The organism is Ideonella alba, assembly GCF_018069875.1.
GTDB classification, from domain to species: domain Bacteria; phylum Pseudomonadota; class Gammaproteobacteria; order Burkholderiales; family Burkholderiaceae_C; genus Ideonella; species Ideonella alba.
In genome coordinates this window covers 403,675-419,514 of record NZ_JAGQDF010000003.1, presented here as the reverse complement: position 1 = coordinate 419,514, position 15,840 = coordinate 403,675, and the positions used below count along the sequence as shown (strand labels likewise).

The following is a 15,840-nucleotide window of genomic DNA, read 5'->3' as shown; positions in this document are numbered from 1 at the left end:
GCCCTGACGGGTCAGTCCACCTGCTCGAACAGCCGCTGGGCGCTGAGGCTCAGGTCCACGCTGGCCAGCGACAGCGCCTGGCCGGGCTCGGTGGGGTGCAGCACCCACAGGCCGTCAGCGCCTTTGCGGTAGAGGTCGCAGCGGCGGGTGTCCAGGTCGATCAGCAGGTACTCGGCCAGGCTGGGCAGCTGGCGGTAATGGGCGAACTTGTCGCCGCGGTCGAAGGCGGCGGTGCTGGGCGACAGCACTTCCACCACCAGACAGGGGTGCTGCTTGAGCAGGCGGCTGTCGTGGTCGCGCGGGTCGCAGGTGACCATCACGTCGGGGTAGAAGACGCTCCGCGCGGCATCGACGCGCAGCTTCATGTCACTCATGTAGACGCGGCAGGGGCTGTCGCGCAGGTGTTCGCGCAGGGCGATGTAGACATTGCCGGCCACCGTGACATGTCGGTCTTCGGCGCCGGTCATGGCGAAGATCTCGCCGTCCACCAGCTGGCTGCGCTCGGTCTGGGTGTGGTCCCAGGCGAGGTAGGCGTCGATCTCGAGGCGGTCGCGTTGCAAGGCGTGTCCCATGGGCAGGTCGCTGGCCGTGAATGATAGGCCGCCATGCTCAGCGAAGCGGTGCCTCTCTTCACTCCCTCTTCAGGGGGATCGCCCCGCCCCGCGGCCTGCGCCAGACTGGCTTGCACTCATCACTGGCAGCAGGGCGGCATGCAGATCTTTCACCACGGCGCCACGCGCGGCGTCACCGGCTCGTGTCATCAGCTGCAGGCGGCGTGCGGCCGCTCGGTGCTGGTGGACTGCGGGCTGTTTCAGGGCGCGGAAACCTCGTCCGATGGCGGTGCCGGCGCGGGCCGGCTGGACGTGGGCTTGGCGCTGCAGGGCGTGCAGGCGCTGGTGATCACGCATGTCCACATCGACCACGTCGGGCGCGTGCCGCAGTTGGTGGCGGCGGGCTTTGACGGACCCATCCTGTGCAGCCAGGCCTCGGCCGAGCTGCTGCCGCTGGTGCTGGAAGACGCCATGGAGATCGGCTTCGCGGCCGAGCGCCACCTGGTGGCGCCGCTGCTGGCGCGGCTGCGCCAGCGCCTGGTGCCGCTGCACTACGGCCAGTGGCACACGCTGTGGGACGACGAGCGCGGCCAGCTGATGCTGCGGCTGCAGCCGGCCGGTCACATCCTGGGCTCGGCCTTCGTCGAGCTGGACCTGCGCGAGGCGGGCAGCACGCCGCAGCGCATCGTCTTCTCGGGCGACCTGGGCGCCACCGACACCCCGCTGCTGCCCGACCCCGCGCTGCCGCGCGGCGGGGCCGACGTGCTGGTGCTGGAGAGCACCTACGGCAACCGCCTGCACGACGACCGGCGCCAGCGCCGGCTGCGCCTGCAGGCCGTCATCGAACGCGCGCTGGCCAACCACGGCACGGTGCTGATCCCGGCCTTCAGCATCGGCCGCACGCAGGAGCTGCTCTACGAGCTGGAAGACATCGTCCACACCCAGCGCCAGCAGCCGGCGGCGCCCGGCCTGGCCTGGGGCGATCTGACCGTGGTGGTCGACTCCCCGCTGGCGGCCGATTTCACCCGCGGCTACGCCCGCCTGAAGGCCTACTGGGACGACGAAGCGCGGGCCCAGCTGGCGGCGGGGCGGCACCCGCTGGATTTCTCGCAGCTGCAGACGGTGGGGCCGCACGAGCAGCACCTGCGGGTGGTGAACCACCTGGCGCGCAGCGGCGAGCCGGCCATCGTCATCGCGGCCAGCGGCATGTGCGCGGGCGGGCGCATCGTGAACTACCTGAAGGCGCTGCTGCCCGACGCCCGGCACGACGTGCTGCTGTGCGGCTACCAGGCGGTGGGCACGCCGGGGCGGCGCCTGCAGGAACAGGCCGGCCGCGCGCCCGACCCCAGCGCCAGCGTCGACCTGGACGGCCAGACCGTGCCCATCCGTGCCCATGTGCACCTGCTGGGCGGCTACTCGGCCCACGCCGACCAGGCGGGTCTGCTGGCCTGGGTGGCCGGCCTGCCCCGGCCGCCGCGCCAGCTGCGACTGGTGCACGGCGACGCCACGGCCAAGGCCATGCTCGCCGGCCTGCTGCGCCAGCGCTACCCCGGCACCGAGGTCCTGATCCCCCGCTAGCGTGAGAAAGTTGGTAGAAACCCCTAGGCTTAGGGGGCGACGGACGCCCGCCTCCATCTTTATGCTGCATTGCAACAACCCTCGCATTGAAAGGACCTGCAATGAAGCGCTTCCCATGGGGTCAGCTGCCGGTGCTGCTGACGGGTCTGGTCATGATGCACAGCAGCATGGCAGCCGATGGAGCCCTCCCCGACACCTCGGACCTGGACACCCTGCTGGCCGGCCTGGCCGCGGGCGTGCTGGCGGTGGGGCTGATGGTGCGGCGGCTCAAGCGCTGAGCGGCTCAAGGCGCGACGCCGGCTGTACCCAGCGCGGCGTGACGGCTCAAGCGTGCTGGGCTTAGACTCGCGACATGGCCAGCAAGGGACCTCACAAGACCGCGAGCGCGACCGCACGTGCGAGAGCGTCGGCGCGGTCACAGCCCATGACCGGCGACACAGTGTCGTTGCGCGCCAAGTGGTCAGAGCCACTGGGCGTGGCGCAGGCGGGGAAGGCCCGTCCAGGCGCGGTGCCGGCCAGCACTGCCCGCTTGGTTGGTGTGGTGACCCACGGCAAGGTCAAGCGCGCGGCCCCTTCCCCGCATCGCAGGCATGTGGTGCTCGCACCTGCCATGCGCTCCTGCCGTATCGATCCCGATGACCTGGACGCTGCGGTACTGAGCGTGGTTTAGCGGTGGGACGGCATCGGTCGGAAGTCTTCGACCGTTCTGTGTTCGTGAACTGCCCGTTTGACGCGGCGTACCTGCCGCTGCTCCACGCCTGCCTGTTCACTATCCATGACTGCGGCTTCGTGGCCAGGTCAGCCCTGGAAGCCAACGGCTCCGGCGAGACCCGGCTGGCCAAGATCGTCCGCATCATTGGCGAGTCACGCTTCTCGATCCATGACATTTGCCGCGTCGAGTGGTCGGCCGAGCAGAACCTGCCGCGCTTCAACATGCCCTTTGAATGCGGCCTGGCCGTGGGGGCCAGCCGGTTTGGCTCGACCCGCCGCGGACAACGAGACTTCCTGCTGCTGGCGGCCGAGCGGTTTCAGGACAAGCAGACGCTGAGTGATCTGGCCGGCCAGGATGCTTCGTACCACGACCACCAGCCGGATCTGCTGGTCAAGGCCGTGAGAAAGTTCCTGGCGGCCAAAACCAAGGAGTTGTGGCCCGAAGCGCACCGTCCGCGTGGTGATGCGGACATCAGCCAGCGTCTTCGGCGATTTGAAGCCGACCTCCCTGCCATGGCGGCGCGGGTCAGCATCACGATCGACGAGATGAGATCGCTGGACCAGGGCCTGTTCACACTACCGGAAGGGATTGCGTTGATGCCCAGAAAGGCCGCAGGCAAGGCGCACACCGTAGCCGGGTTGGATACCCGGCGAGGATGTGCAACGCCGCCTGCGGCCTTTCTGGGCTTCAACCCCTCGGGAAGGCCCGCCAAATCGGGCCACTCGTCGTTGCACCGCTTGCCCGCACATCAGTGCGGGCGGCGCGCTGCGCCTAGATTGGCCCGATTTGGCGGGCCTTCGCAACCGTTCCGGCAGTGTGAACAGGCCCTAGGTGCCCGAGTGGCTTGAGTTGGCCACCCGTTGGCAGTGGTTGAACATCCGCTGATTCCGCTTGTGCCAGCGCCGGGTTGACCGGTTCTGTGCATTCCACCACCCCCTGCCGCTCAAGGCCCCCGCCCACCTGCCGAAGTACCGGGTCTGATGCGCGTCTCGCTCCGGAGGCGCGCCCGGATGGTGGGTGGCAGCAATGCGGCAGACGAATCGGCGCGGTGGCGCCAGGCCGGGACCGTGGTCCCGGCGGTGGCAAGGGTGGGTAGGGGCCAGCGCGCTGGTGCTGCTGGCAGGCTGCGGCGGAGGTGACCCGGCCGCTACAGATACCACCGCCGAAGCAGCCCAGGCGGCCGACACCACAGGCCAGGTCAGCACCAGTCAGACCGGCACGGCCAGCACCACCACGGGCACCGTCAGCACATTTGAGGTGGCGCAGGCCACCACCCCGGCCACGCCCACCACCCGGGCCGACGCCTTCCGGCTGCTGACCCAGGCCAGCTTCGGGCCCACCGAGGCCGAGATCCAGCGCGTCATGGCCATCGGCCCGGCGGCCTGGATCGATGCCCAGATGGCGCTGGCGCCGCAGGGCTCGCACCTGTCGCGCTGGCTGGCCGATGACGCCGCGGTGCGCGCGCGCAACCCCAGCCTGTCGGCGGGGGCGGCGTCGGTGAGTTCGTCGTTCCACCAGCAGGCGCTGTTCGGCGCGGACCAACTGCGCCAGCGAGTGGCCTTTGCGCTGTCAGAGATCATGGTGGTCTCCACCAACGACCTGTCGGGCCGCAAGGCGGTGTCGGCGGCCTCGTACCTGGACATGCTGCGCGCCAACGCGCTGGGCAACTACCGCCAGCTGATCGAGCAGGTGGCGCTGCACCCGGCGATGGGCATGTACCTGTCGCACCTGCGCAACCGCAAGGCCGACCCGGTGGGCGGCCGCGAGCCCGACCAGAACTTCGCCCGCGAGCTGATGCAGCTGTTCAGCATCGGCCTGGTGGCGCTGAACCCCGACGGCACCCCGCGCCTGGTGGGCGGGCTGCCGGTGGAGAACTATGGCCCGGCCGATGTGGAGGGCCTGTCGCAGGTGATGACCGGCTTCTCCTGGGCCGGCCCCGACACCAGCACCGCGCGCTTCGCCACGCCCTTCCTGGCCGCGGGCGACGCTGTGTGGCGGCCGATGCAGGGCTACCCGGCCTTCCACGAGACCCAGGCCAAGAGCTTCCTGGGCACCACGGTGGCGGCGCAATCCACGGCGCAGCCCTCGCTGAGCCTGCGGGTGGCGCTGGACACGCTGGCCAACCACGCGTCGGTGGGGCCGTTCATCGGCCGCCAGCTGATCCAGCGCCTGGTGACCAGCCACCCCAGCCCGGCCTATGTGGCACGCATCTCGGCGGTGTGGGCGAACAACGGCGCCGGGGTGCGCGGCGACCTGCGCGCCGTGGTGCGCGCCATCCTGCTGGACCCGGAAGCGCGCAGCGCCACCGCCGCCGCCAGCCCCGGCTTCGGCAAGCTGCGCGAGCCGGTGCTGCGCCAGACCGCGCTGCTGCGCGCGCTGGGGCCGAAGTCCGACTCGGGCCAGGTGCTGATGGAGGTGGATGACGACCCCGCCAGCGGCCTGGGCCAGACGCCGCTGCGCTCGCCCACGGTGTTCAACTTCTTCCGCCCCGGCCATGTGCCGCTGGAGGGCCAGGCCGGCGCGCTGGGCATGACCGTGCCCGAGTGGCAGACCACCACCGAGGTCAGCGTGGCCGGCTATGTGAACCACATGGCCAAACTGGTCACCCTGGGCGTGGGCACCCACAATCGCACCAGCCTGGGCACCCGCCCCGACCTGCACCCCGACCTGAGCAGCCTGCTGCCACTGGCCGACTCGCCCACCCAACTGGTGGAGGCCACCACCGCGCGCCTGCTGGGCCCGACGGCGCCTGCGGCGCTGAAGACCCTGGTGGTGCAGGGCGTCACCGGCATCGCCGTGCCCGCGCTGAAGGCCGATGGCAGCAACCGCGCCAAGGTCGATGACGCCCGGCTGCGTCGTGTCCAGGCCGCGGTGCTGATCACCGCTGCCAGCCCCGAATTCATCGTCCAGAGGTGAGCCCCGTGAGCCCTTCCCTGTCCCGCCGCGCCTGGTTGCGCCAGGCCGCCCTGTACACCGCCAGCCCGATGGCGCTGAACCTGCTGGCCATGCAGCAGGCCGCCGCAGCCAGCACCAGCGGCTACAAGGCCCTGGTCTGCGTGTTCCTGTTCGGCGGCAACGACGCCTGCAACACCGTGCTGCCGCTGGACGCCGCGTCCTGGGCCGCCTATGAGGCCGCCCGTGGCGGCGGCAGCGACCCGGTGGCGCTGGCCGCGCCGGGCACGCCGGCCCGGCCCGGTGCGTCCTCGGTGAACGCGCGCCTGGGCGGCGTGCTGCCGCTGGAGCCGGTGACCGCGCTGCCGGGCGGCCGCCAGATGGCGCTGCACCCGGTGCTGGGCACGGTGCGCGACCTGTTCGCGGCGCGCCGGCTGGCCGTGGTGTCCAACGTGGGGGCGCTGTCGCAGCCGCTGACCAAGGCCGACTGGACCGCCGGCCGCGGCAGCCGGCCCGGGCGGCTGTTCTCGCACAACGACCAGCAGGCCTACTGGCAGTCCTTCGGCAACGAAGGCAGCACCCAAGGCTGGGGCGGCGCCTTCGCGGCGCGCGCCGGGGCCTCGAACGCCCACCCGGGGCTGGCGGCGATTGGTGTCAACGGCAGCGCGGTGTGGACCAGCGTGGCCGGTCTGCCCGGCGGCCAGATCGCCGGCACCGGCCCGGTGCGCCTGGGCGGTGCGGGCGAGACGCTGCTGGGCAGCGCCGCCACGCGCCAGGCGCTGCTGGCCGTGGCCGGCCGCCAGCGCGGCAACGGCGTGCTCGAAGGCGACCTGGCGGCGCTGACCCAGCGCTCGGTGGGCAGCGAGGCGCTGCTCTCGGCCGCGCTGCCGGGCCTGGCAGCCGGCCCCTGGAGCAGCGCGGGCGCCAAGACCCAGGCCGCCGACCCGCTGCTGCAATGCACCGATCCGCTGAGCGGCGCCGCCGCCTTCAACCCGCTGGCCGGCCAGTTGCAGGCGGTGGCCCGGGTGATCGCGGCGCGCAGCGCGCTGGGCATGGGGCGGCAGGTGTTCTTCGTCAGCCTCAGCGGCTGGGACACCCACGATGACCAGCCCTCGCGCCATGCGCGGCTGCTGGCGCAGCTGTCGCACGGGCTGGGCTATTTCGACCGCACGCTGTCGCAGATGGGCGTGGACCAGTCGGTCACCACCTTCACGGCCAGCGACTTCGGGCGCAGCTTCGTCAGCAACGGCGACGGCACCGACCACGGCTGGGGCGGCCACCACTTCGTGATGGGCGGCGCGGTGCGCGGCGGCGAGCTTTACGGCAGCCTGCCCACCTATGGCCCGGCGATCGGCAACGGCGAGTTCGACAGCACCGACCAGATCCAGCGCGGCGCGCTGCTGCCCAGCACCGGTCTGGCCAGCTACGCCGCCACGCTGGGCCGCTGGTTCGGCCTGAGCGACAGCGAGCTGCTGGCCCTGCTGCCGGCGCTGGGCAACTGGCCCACCACCGCGCGCCGACTCGCTTTCTTGGGGTGAGCCGCGCCGGGCAATCAGGCGATACTGCGCGGGCCATGCACGTCGAGCCCACTGCCCTGGAGGGGGTCCTGATCTTCACGCCCAAGCGATTCGGCGACGACCGGGGCTTCTTCATGGAGAGCTTCAACCAGCGCGTCTTCGACGAGGCGGTGGGGCAGCCCACGGCCTTCGTGCAGGACAACCACTCGCGCTCGGCCAAGGGCGTGCTGCGCGGCCTGCACTTCCAGAACGCGCCGCATGCCCAGGGCAAGCTGGTGCGGGTGGCGGCCGGCGCGGTGTTCGACGTGGCGGTGGACATCCGCCCCGGCAGCACCACCTTCGGCCGCTGGGTGGGGCTGGAGCTGAGCGCCGACAACCAGCGCCAGCTGTGGATCCCGCCCGGCCTGGCGCATGGCTTTCTGGTGCTCAGCGACAGCGCCGATTTCCTCTACAAGACCACCGACTACTATGCCCCGCAGGCCGAGGGCGCGATCCGCTGGGACGACCCCGACCTGGCGATCGCCTGGCCCGATGTGGGCATGGCGCCGCTGCTGTCGCCCAAGGACGCCGCAGCCCCGCGCCTGAACCCGACCTGACCCCTGGCGGGCGCGGATCCTGCGTCTGTCTTCCATCTCCTTCATTGACCGAGACCCTGCAATGACTGACAAGACCTCCGTCGTTCCCGTGATCATGGCCGGTGGCAGCGGCACCCGGCTGTGGCCGCTGTCGCGCGCCGGCTTCCCCAAGCAGTTCCTGGTGCTGTCGGGCGACAGCAGCCTGTTCCAGCAGGCCGCGCAGCGCCTGGCCGACCTGGCCGGCCCTGACCTGGCGGTGCAGCCGCTGGTGGTGGTGGGCAATGCCGAGCACCGCTTCCTGACGCTGGAGCAGCTGCGCGAGATCCGCCAGGAACCCGCCGCCGTGCTGCTGGAGCCGGCCGGCCGCAACACCGCGCCGGCGCTCACGCTGGCCGCGCTGCAGGCCCGCGCCGACGGCGCCGACCCGGTGATGGTGGTCACCCCGGCCGACCAGACCGTGGCCGATGGCGCCGCGTTCAACGCCGCGCTGCGCCAGGCCGTGGCCCAGGCGGCGCAGGGCAGCATCGTGATCCTGGGCGTCACGCCCGACAAGCCCGAGACCGGCTACGGCTACATCCGCGCCGAGGCCGGCAGCGGCAGCCCCGCCAAGGTGGCGCGCTTCGTCGAGAAGCCCGACGCCGCCACCGCCGCGGCCTACCTGGCCGAGGGCGGCTACACCTGGAACTCGGGCATGTTCGTGCTGCGCGCCTCGGTGTGGCTGGCCGCGCTGGCGCAGTTCCGCCCCGACATCCTGCGCGCCTGCGAAGCCGCCTGGGCCGGCCGCCAGGCCGACGGCCGCTTCGTGCGCCCGGACAAGGCCGCCTTCGAGGCCGTGCCCTCCGAATCGGTGGACTACGCGGTGATGGAGCGCTGCCCCGGCAGCGCCTTCGACATCCGCGTGGTGCCGCTGGCCGCCGGCTGGAACGACCTGGGCGCCTGGGACGCCGTGTGGCAGGTGGGCGCGCAGGACGAGGCCGGCAACGTGGCCGCCGGCGACGTGATGCTGCACGACACCGAGCGCACCCTGGTGCACGCCAGCAGCCGCCTGGTGACCACGGTGGGCGTACGCGATCTGGTGGTGGTGGAGACCTCCGACTCGGTGATGGTGGCCGACCGCAGCCGCAGCCAGGACGTCAAGCACATCGTCAACCGACTGGCCGCCGGTGGCCGCAGCGAGCAGCTGCTGCACCGCAAGGTGCACCGCCCCTGGGGCTGGTACGACAGCATCGACATGGGCCCGCGCTTCCAGGTCAAGCGCATCATGGTCAAGCCGGGTGCCAGCTTGAGCCTGCAGATGCACCACCACCGCGCCGAGCACTGGATCGTGGTCAGCGGCACCGCCGAGATCACCAACGGCGACAAGACCCTGCTGCTGACCGAGAACCAGAGCACCTACATCCCGCTGGGCCAGGTGCACCGCCTGGCCAACCCGGGCAAGGTGGACCTGGAAATCGTCGAGGTGCAGTCGGGCAGCTACCTGGGCGAGGACGACATCGTCCGCTTCGAGGACACCTACGGCCGCACCAGCTGACAGGAACGGCCCCGGCCGGGCCCTGCCCGGCCCGCCCCGCCCGCGGGGTGCGGAAAAGCAGGCGCGGACGGGCGCTTTTGGGCTGAACCGGCCGCCGCCGCCGCCGTGATCATGGCTGCTCCGGACGGAGAGCACCCATGAGCGAATCGATGCACATCGGCATGGCCGGCGCGGGCCTGTCCTGCGCGGTCATTGCCCGCGAACTGGCCGAGCGCGGCCACCGCATCACGATCCACGAGACCCGGCCCCATGTGGCCGGCAACTGCCACACCGAGCGCGACGCGGGCTCGGGCGTGATGGTGCATGTCTACGGGCCGCACATCTTCCACACCGACGACGAGGAGGTGTGGACGCTGGTGAACCGCTACATGGACTTCAAACCCTACGTGAACCGGGTCAAGGCCACGGCGCGCGGGCAGGTGTTCTCGCTGCCGATCAACCTGCACACGATCAACCAGTTCTTCGGCAAGACCTTCTCGCCGGCCGAGGCGCGCGCCTTCATCGAGAGCCAGGCCGACACCACGATCACCGACCCGCAGAGCTTTGAGGAGCAGGCGCTGCGCTTCATCGGCCGCGAGCTGTACGAGGCCTTCTTCAAGGGCTACACGCTCAAGCAGTGGGAGGTCGACCCGAAGCGCCTGCCGGCGTCCATCCTGAAGCGCCTGCCGGTGCGCTTCAACTACAACGACAACTACTTCGCCCACCGCTTTCAGGGCATGCCGGCCGAGGGCTACACCGTGATGGTCCAGCGCATGCTGGACCACCCGAACATCGTCGTGCACCTGGGCAGCGCGCTGCGGCCGGCCGATGTGGGCCAGTACGACCATGTCTTCTGGTCGGGTCCGCTGGACGCCTTCTACGGCCATGCCGAGGGCCGCCTGCCCTACCGCACGCTCGACTTCGAGCGCTTCGAGGGCGAGGGCGACGTGCAGGGCTGCGCGGTGATGAACTACAACGATGTCGAGGTGCCCTACACCCGCATCACCGAGCACAAGCACTTCGCCCCCTGGGAGGAGCATGCGCGCTCGGTCTGCTACCGCGAGTTCAGCCGCCGCTGCGGCGAGAACGACATCCCCTACTACCCGGTGCACCTGACCGAAGGCGACCAGTTGCTGCAGGCCTACCAGGCCCGCGCGGCGCGCGAGCAGGGCGTCACGTTCGTGGGGCGCCTGGGCACCTACCGCTACATGGACATGGACGTGACCATCCGCGCCGCACTGGACGCGGTGCGCGCCTTCATCGGCGCGCGCGCCGCCTGAGAGCGTGCAAATGTCCCGGCCCGGGCCGCGCGCGCTGAGCAAAGCCCCCAGTTTGTGCACCTGTGCGTCCAATGATTGGTCGCATAATTCACCGCGTGCAGTGGCAGGCTCGTCGTCCCGCCTGCACCCTCCGAAAGCTGACACAAGGAAAGTATCGACATGGGTATCAAGGAACTGGCCGCCAAAGTCGCCGCCGCTCACCCCGAGATCGCCGCGCCGCAGATCAACAAGGTGCTGCGCACCGCGCTGACCGCCCTGTCCGAAGAACTCGGCAGCGCCCCCGATGGCGCGATCAAGATGGCACCGCTGGGCAACTTCCAGGTGGTGACCAAGCCCGCCAAGGGCGAGGAAGGTGGCGAAGCCAAGCGCCGCGTCGTGCTGAAGCTGGCCAAGGCCAAGGACGCCGAAGCCAAGGCCGAGCGCGCCGCCGGCAAGAAGACCGTGGGCCCCGAGCGCGTCGCTGCACGCGCCGAGAAGAAGGCCGCCCGCCAGGCCGGCAAGGGCGCCAAGCAGGCCGCCAAGGCCGCCAAGCCGGCCTGATCGAGCCAGGCCGCCAAGCCGGCCTGATCGACCTGCCCTGCCCGGGCTGGTTGGCCCTGACGGCCCGAATCAACACGATCGGGCCCTGATGGCCCGAGTCGGTTTGATCGGGCCCTGATGGCCTGAGTCAGTTTGATCGGGCCCTGATGGCCCGACTCAACATGATCGGGCCTTGACGGCCCGAGTGCCCCGCGCTCGGGCCTTGTGCTTTCTCGACGGCCCTGCCGTCGTCTCATTGCCGTCCGCGCATGCCGATCAAACTCACCTCGGGACTCATCGACAAGATGGCCGCTCGCGGCGTGTCGACCCTGCTGTCCCCCGGCGCGACGCTGCCGGACAACGTGGTCTTCGAGCCGCCCTGCAGCCTGAAGTGGATGCAGGTGGCGCACTCGCTGCACCTGGGCGCCTTCAGCTACGCGGTCAGCGGCTTTTACTTCGGTTGCCGCATCGGCCGCTACTGCTCCTTCGGCGAGAACGTGCAGATCGGCCGCCATCCGCACCCGATGCACTGGTTCAGCACCTCGCCGTTCTTCTACCAGGACTTCAAGAGCGTGCTGGACATGCCGCCGCCCGACGGCCACACGATGCAGCCGGGCAAGGACTTCCCGCGCACCGCGCCGCCGGTGACCGCCAAGCTCACCACCATCGGCAACGATGTCTGGATCGGCCACGGTGCCTTCATCCTGCCGGGCGTGACGATCGGCGACGGCGCGGTGATCGCGGCGATGTCGGTGGTCACCAAGGACGTGCCGCCCTACGCGGTGGTGGCCGGCAGCCCGGCGGTGGTCAAGAAGTACCGCTTCCGCGACAAGCGGGTCGAGCGCATGCTGCGCAGCCGCTGGTGGGAGTTCGCGCCCTGGGACCTCAAGGGCGCGCCGGTCGACCAGTTCCCGGCCTTCCTCGACTTCGTCGAACAGCTGCGTGCCGATGGCAAGCAGACCTACCAGCCCGAGAAGATCCAGCTGTCCTCGCTGACCTGATCGGCCTCTGCGCCGAGCGGCCCTGTCGGCCGCCGGCTTGGTGATCCATGCGCGTCGTCTTTCTCCACATTCCCAAGACCGCCGGCCAGTCGGTGCATGCCGCCCTGGAGGCGGCGTTCGAGCCCTCGGTGATCTGCCCGGCCCGCGTCAACGACCAGCTGCGGCCGATGAGCATCGCCGAGCTGAACCGCTACCAGGTGTTCTCGGGCCACTTCGACTGGTGCCTGCTGGACTGCCTGAAGGGGCCCAGCTACCGCTTCACGATCCTGCGCGATCCGATGGAGCGCATCCTGTCGTTCTACTTCTTCCTGCGCAAGCAGGGCGAGGCGCTGTCGCCGCAGGAACGCGCCAAGCCGCAGCACACCGGCATGCGCGCCGCGGCCGAGATGTCGCCCAACGAGTACTTCCTCGCCGGGCCGCCGCACCTGCGCAACTTCCTGAACGACCACTACGACAACTTCTACACCTACTACTTCGCCGGCCGCACCTACCGCGGACGCACCGGCCTGATCGGGCTGCAGAACCGTGGCCTGATCAGCCGCACCCAGCTGATGGACATGGCCCGCGCCAACCTGGCCGAATTGGACCGGGTGTTCACGGTGGACGAGATGCCCGCCGTGTTCCAGACCATCCGCGACCTGGCCATGCCCGGGCGCAGCGTGCCCGAGCGCGAGTTCCGCAACAACGTCAACGACGGCCTGCCGGTGGCCTCGCGCGTGCAGCGCCTGCGCGAGCTGGGCGCCTCGGACGAGACCATGGCCTGCATCGCCTCCTGGTGCGAGATGGACAACGAGCTCTACGCGCTCTACCGCCAGCGCCTGGGCGGCCCCGCCGCATGACCCCCACCCGGCGCCCGCTGGCCCTGACCGTCAGCCTGGCGCTGTGCGGCGCCGCTGCGGCGCAGGAGCGCCCCGGCGCCACGCTGCAGCTGTTCGGGCCGGGCAATTACCAGCGGCTGGCCACCTCGGACGTCTGGCGCTCGTGGAACGGCGGTCCGACCGACGCGATCCTGCGCCCGGGCCTGAAGCTGATGTTCTTCGGTGAGCTGGACGGCTGCCCCGGTGGCACCGAGGCGCCGCAGGGCGGGCCGCTGCAGGAATCCTTTGACGGCGCCCGCTGGCGCCAGCTGGCAGAGCTGACCGGCCTGCCGCCGGGCCGCCAGGGCCAGCGCCACCGCTGGGCGCCGGCGCCTGAGCCGCGGCTGTGCCGCGGCAGCGCGGCGGATGACGCGCCGGGCGAGCTGGCCTTCGCGCAGCTCAACACCGACCCCGACGAGGGCGGCCTGGGGCTGTACAGCACCAGCGGCCCGCAGACCCGCTTCAAGGCCTACGGCCCCGGCGGCCAGGGTCGCACCGGCGCGAACGCCTACATCCAGGGCAGCTTCGTGCACTTCCGCCAGGCCTGGAACGGGCCGGACCCGTTCCGCCCCTGGGCCGGCGGCTCCGAATCGACGCTGCAGCTGCGCTCGCGCCAGGGCGTGGCCCAGGTGCAGGCCGGCTCGGCGCGCACGCCCGAAGGCGAGGTGCAGGTCAAGCAGCAGCTGGGGATGACCGTCATCAACCCGCGCTGCCTGCGCGAGAACCGCCCCGGCCAGCGGCGCCTGTGCCAGATCCAGTACCTGTTCAACACCGCGGTCTACCGCAGCGGCGTGAGTGACTGGTCGCGCGTGGCCTGGTTCCAGCAGGCCTCGGTGATGGGTGACCCGGCCCAGGGCGCGATGCCGGTGGTGCACGGTCCGGTGGGCGAGGCGGGGCGCGTGGCACTGGACGCCGGCAGCCAGCTGCCGCTGTACCGCTCGGAGGGCGCGGCGTCACAGCACCAGCCCTTCGCCGATCGGCTGTTCGACCTGCGGGTGCGCTTTCGCGACCTGCTGGCGGCGCAGCGGGTGATTGTCGGGCGTCAGCTGCGGCGCGCGCCCGAGAACCTGCGCGCCGAGGAGCTGGAGGCCGAGTTCGGCCCCGACTGGAACCGCCCCGAGGCCTGGGTGCTGCTGGATGTGAACGTCGGCCAGGAGGCCTACAACCGCGGCGGCCGCGAGACCGCCGCGATCGGTGGCCAGCTGCGGCTGCTGGAGATCAGCAGCCTGCCGCGCTGATCAGGACTGCGGCGCCACGTAGAGCTGCTTGAGGTTGCCGCCGATGCTGACGGTGCGCTGCTGCGACTCGGGGTTGTAGATCTCCTGACCCACGGCCGTGCTGAGCAGCGCCCAGGCGCTCGGATCGTTCCAGCGCGTGCCCCAGTCGGCGGCGAGCAGGTCGTCGCTGACATCGGCCGGCGCCACGCCGGCCTTGCGACCCGAGATCACCCGCAGCACGTTCTGCAGCTGGGTGAAGCTGATGCGCAGGTCGAAGGTCTTGCCGCTGAAGCTGCCGTGCTGCGTGGCGTCGCCCTTGGAGCTGAACAGCGCCAGGCCGCTGGTGCCGTCCACCACGGTCTGGCCCGAGGCCTTGACCGGACCGTCGATCACCGGCACGCCGCCCTGCGCCGGGTCGAACCAGACGCTGCCTTCCTGGAACCAGCCGACGCTGGACCAGTCGGTCACGCCGTAGCGGTAGATCGCGGTGTTGAACAGGTACTGCAGCTGGCACGGGCGCTTGGCGCTGTAGCCCTCGGCCATGCACTGGGTGTTGATGAAGCTGACGTCGATCTGCTGCTTGGCCTGGATGGTCTGGCCGGTCACGTCGGCGCCCAGGTCGGCGGCGCCCACGCCCAGCGTGGCCACCACCCGCGCGGCGGCCTGCTGCGCGGTGGACTTCAGGCCCACCCAGGGCTTGATGGCCGAGCTGCTGCTCCAGTTCTGCCGGAAGGACGAGAAGGTGCCGATGATGTGGGCGTTGCTGCCCTTGCCGTCCTGGCCGTCGGAGCCATAGGCGTCGACCAGGCCGTTGCTGCCGTCGCTGCGCGGGCCGGCATGCGTGTACATGGCCAGGCCGCCGGTGGTGTCGGTGGGGTTCAGGTAGGTGATCGACGGCCCGCTGAGCACCTTGGAGGCGCTGTTGCAGCCGCTGGACTGGCCGGAGGGGGCCCAGCGCCACAGCGTCGAGGCGCTGCTGCTGATCGCCGCCGCCGCCGCCGCCACGCCCAGGTCGCGCGCCTCGCCGGCGCCGACCGGGCCGTCACGCGTCGTGGGGCAGCCGCTGGCCTTGCCGAAGAAGGTGACCTTCAGGCCGGCCGACAGCAGCTTGTTGCTGCTCGCCGGGTTCCAGGCCGCGTAGGTGCTGCCACCGGTGGCGCCCTTCAGGCCGGTGTCGGTGGCCAGCGTGGCGCCCACCTTGAAGTGGAACACGCCGGTGCCGCTGGACAGCGCGTCGATCGTGGTGGTGCCGCCGCCGCCGCCCTGAGGCTGGTCGACGTTGCCGCCGGTGTCGGTGCTGCTGCCACCACCGCCGCCGCCGCAGGCGCTGAGGGCTGCGGCCATGGCCAGCAGACTGAGGGCATGAAGGGGACGGGCCGGCAGGGCACCGCGGACAGGAGTGACGGAGACAGACATCGCGAAACCTCGGCTGGTGGCGCGCGGCGCGTGCTGCGCGGCGCATGGCCTGGGTTTCGGAGGGCTGGGCTTCGCCGTTGAGGCGTGTGTGGGGGACCTTTCTGGCGCTGTTGCCGCTCAAGTTCGCAGCGCTGCCGCCGATCACGACAACAGCAGCAGCGACTGAATCGGGGGAATGCGCCCCTGCCAAGGGGCTGATCCAAAGACAAAGGGCG

The 15,840-nt window shown here is 70.9% G+C and carries 14 protein-coding genes; 12 read left to right on the top strand and 2 right to left on the bottom strand.

Annotated elements, in window-relative coordinates; genetic code table 11:
* Positions 1–11 precede the first annotated feature (11 nt).
* Positions 12–560 carry a Uma2 family endonuclease gene (locus tag KAK07_RS07185; protein WP_247664258.1) on the bottom strand — a complete coding sequence of 183 codons (549 nt, stop codon included), beginning with the start codon at positions 558–560 and terminating at the stop codon, positions 12–14.
* A gap of 150 nt (positions 561–710) precedes the next feature.
* Here KAK07_RS07185 and KAK07_RS07180 point away from each other — a divergent pair, with 150 nt between their 5' ends.
* From KAK07_RS07180 to KAK07_RS07125, 12 genes are all read left to right on the top strand, one after another.
* On the top strand, positions 711–2,129 hold the full coding sequence (locus tag KAK07_RS07180; protein WP_210859840.1) for an MBL fold metallo-hydrolase RNA specificity domain-containing protein: 1,419 nt from the start codon (positions 711–713) through the stop codon (positions 2,127–2,129).
* Positions 2,130–2,230: 101 nt separating this feature from the next.
* On the top strand, positions 2,231–2,407 hold the full coding sequence (locus KAK07_RS07175) for a hypothetical protein (protein ID WP_210859838.1): 177 nt from the start codon (positions 2,231–2,233) through the stop codon (positions 2,405–2,407).
* 436 nt (positions 2,408–2,843) lie between these two features.
* Positions 2,844–3,689, top strand: a complete 846-nt coding sequence (locus tag KAK07_RS07170) for a hypothetical protein (protein ID WP_210859836.1) — start codon at positions 2,844–2,846, stop codon at positions 3,687–3,689.
* Between the two features lie 262 nt (positions 3,690–3,951).
* Positions 3,952–5,757, top strand: a complete 1,806-nt coding sequence (locus tag KAK07_RS07165; protein ID WP_310740709.1) for a DUF1800 domain-containing protein — start codon at positions 3,952–3,954, stop codon at positions 5,755–5,757.
* A gap of 5 nt (positions 5,758–5,762) precedes the next feature.
* Positions 5,763–7,271, top strand: coding sequence for a DUF1501 domain-containing protein (locus KAK07_RS25580; RefSeq protein ID WP_210859834.1), 1,509 nt, complete (start codon positions 5,763–5,765; stop codon positions 7,269–7,271).
* Positions 7,272–7,306: 35 nt separating this feature from the next.
* Positions 7,307–7,846, top strand: coding sequence for a dTDP-4-dehydrorhamnose 3,5-epimerase (gene rfbC / locus KAK07_RS07155; RefSeq protein WP_210859833.1), 540 nt, complete (start codon positions 7,307–7,309; stop codon positions 7,844–7,846).
* 61 nt (positions 7,847–7,907) lie between these two features.
* Positions 7,908–9,356 (top strand): mannose-1-phosphate guanylyltransferase/mannose-6-phosphate isomerase, encoded by a 1,449-nt coding sequence (locus tag KAK07_RS07150; protein WP_210859832.1) that lies wholly within the window; start codon positions 7,908–7,910, stop codon positions 9,354–9,356.
* Between the two features lie 137 nt (positions 9,357–9,493).
* Positions 9,494–10,615 carry a UDP-galactopyranose/dTDP-fucopyranose mutase family protein gene (locus KAK07_RS07145; protein ID WP_210859831.1) on the top strand — a complete coding sequence of 374 codons (1,122 nt, stop codon included), beginning with the start codon at positions 9,494–9,496 and terminating at the stop codon, positions 10,613–10,615.
* A gap of 159 nt (positions 10,616–10,774) precedes the next feature.
* Positions 10,775–11,155 carry a hypothetical protein gene (locus tag KAK07_RS07140; RefSeq protein WP_210859830.1) on the top strand — a complete coding sequence of 127 codons (381 nt, stop codon included), beginning with the start codon at positions 10,775–10,777 and terminating at the stop codon, positions 11,153–11,155.
* Between the two features lie 248 nt (positions 11,156–11,403).
* Positions 11,404–12,135, top strand: coding sequence for a CatB-related O-acetyltransferase (locus KAK07_RS25690; protein WP_210859828.1), 732 nt, complete (start codon positions 11,404–11,406; stop codon positions 12,133–12,135).
* A gap of 47 nt (positions 12,136–12,182) precedes the next feature.
* Positions 12,183–12,974, top strand: a complete 792-nt coding sequence (locus KAK07_RS07130) for a sulfotransferase family 2 domain-containing protein (protein ID WP_210859825.1) — start codon at positions 12,183–12,185, stop codon at positions 12,972–12,974.
* On the top strand, positions 12,971–14,230 hold the full coding sequence (locus KAK07_RS07125; RefSeq protein ID WP_210859823.1) for a hypothetical protein: 1,260 nt from the start codon (positions 12,971–12,973) through the stop codon (positions 14,228–14,230). Before KAK07_RS07130 ends, KAK07_RS07125 begins: the two co-directional genes overlap by 4 nt.
* Here KAK07_RS07125 and KAK07_RS07120 read toward each other — a convergent pair whose 3' ends face one another.
* The gene (locus tag KAK07_RS07120; protein WP_210859822.1) at positions 14,231–15,553 is read right to left on the bottom strand and encodes a hypothetical protein; all 1,323 of its coding nucleotides are present in this window, start codon (positions 15,551–15,553) and stop codon (positions 14,231–14,233) included.
* Positions 15,554–15,840: the final 287 nt, after the last annotated feature.

Excerpts from the sequence above, each read along its gene's own strand:
- KAK07_RS07180 (WP_210859840.1), top strand. The coding sequence starts at position 711 with ATGCAGATCTTTCACCACGGCGCCACGCGCGGCGTCACCGGCTCGTGT.
- KAK07_RS07125 (WP_210859823.1), top strand. The coding sequence starts at position 12,971 with ATGACCCCCACCCGGCGCCCGCTGGCCCTGACCGTCAGCCTGGCGCTG.
- KAK07_RS07120 (WP_210859822.1), bottom strand. The coding sequence starts at position 15,553 with ATGGCCGCAGCCCTCAGCGCCTGCGGCGGCGGCGGTGGTGGCAGCAGC.
- KAK07_RS07130 (WP_210859825.1), top strand. The coding sequence starts at position 12,183 with ATGCGCGTCGTCTTTCTCCACATTCCCAAGACCGCCGGCCAGTCGGTG.
- KAK07_RS07175 (WP_210859838.1), top strand. The coding sequence starts at position 2,231 with ATGAAGCGCTTCCCATGGGGTCAGCTGCCGGTGCTGCTGACGGGTCTG.
- KAK07_RS07145 (WP_210859831.1), top strand. The coding sequence starts at position 9,494 with ATGAGCGAATCGATGCACATCGGCATGGCCGGCGCGGGCCTGTCCTGC.
- KAK07_RS07150 (WP_210859832.1), top strand. The coding sequence starts at position 7,908 with ATGACTGACAAGACCTCCGTCGTTCCCGTGATCATGGCCGGTGGCAGC.
- KAK07_RS07140 (WP_210859830.1), top strand. The coding sequence starts at position 10,775 with ATGGGTATCAAGGAACTGGCCGCCAAAGTCGCCGCCGCTCACCCCGAG.
- rfbC (WP_210859833.1), top strand. The coding sequence starts at position 7,307 with ATGCACGTCGAGCCCACTGCCCTGGAGGGGGTCCTGATCTTCACGCCC.
- KAK07_RS25690 (WP_210859828.1), top strand. The coding sequence starts at position 11,404 with ATGCCGATCAAACTCACCTCGGGACTCATCGACAAGATGGCCGCTCGC.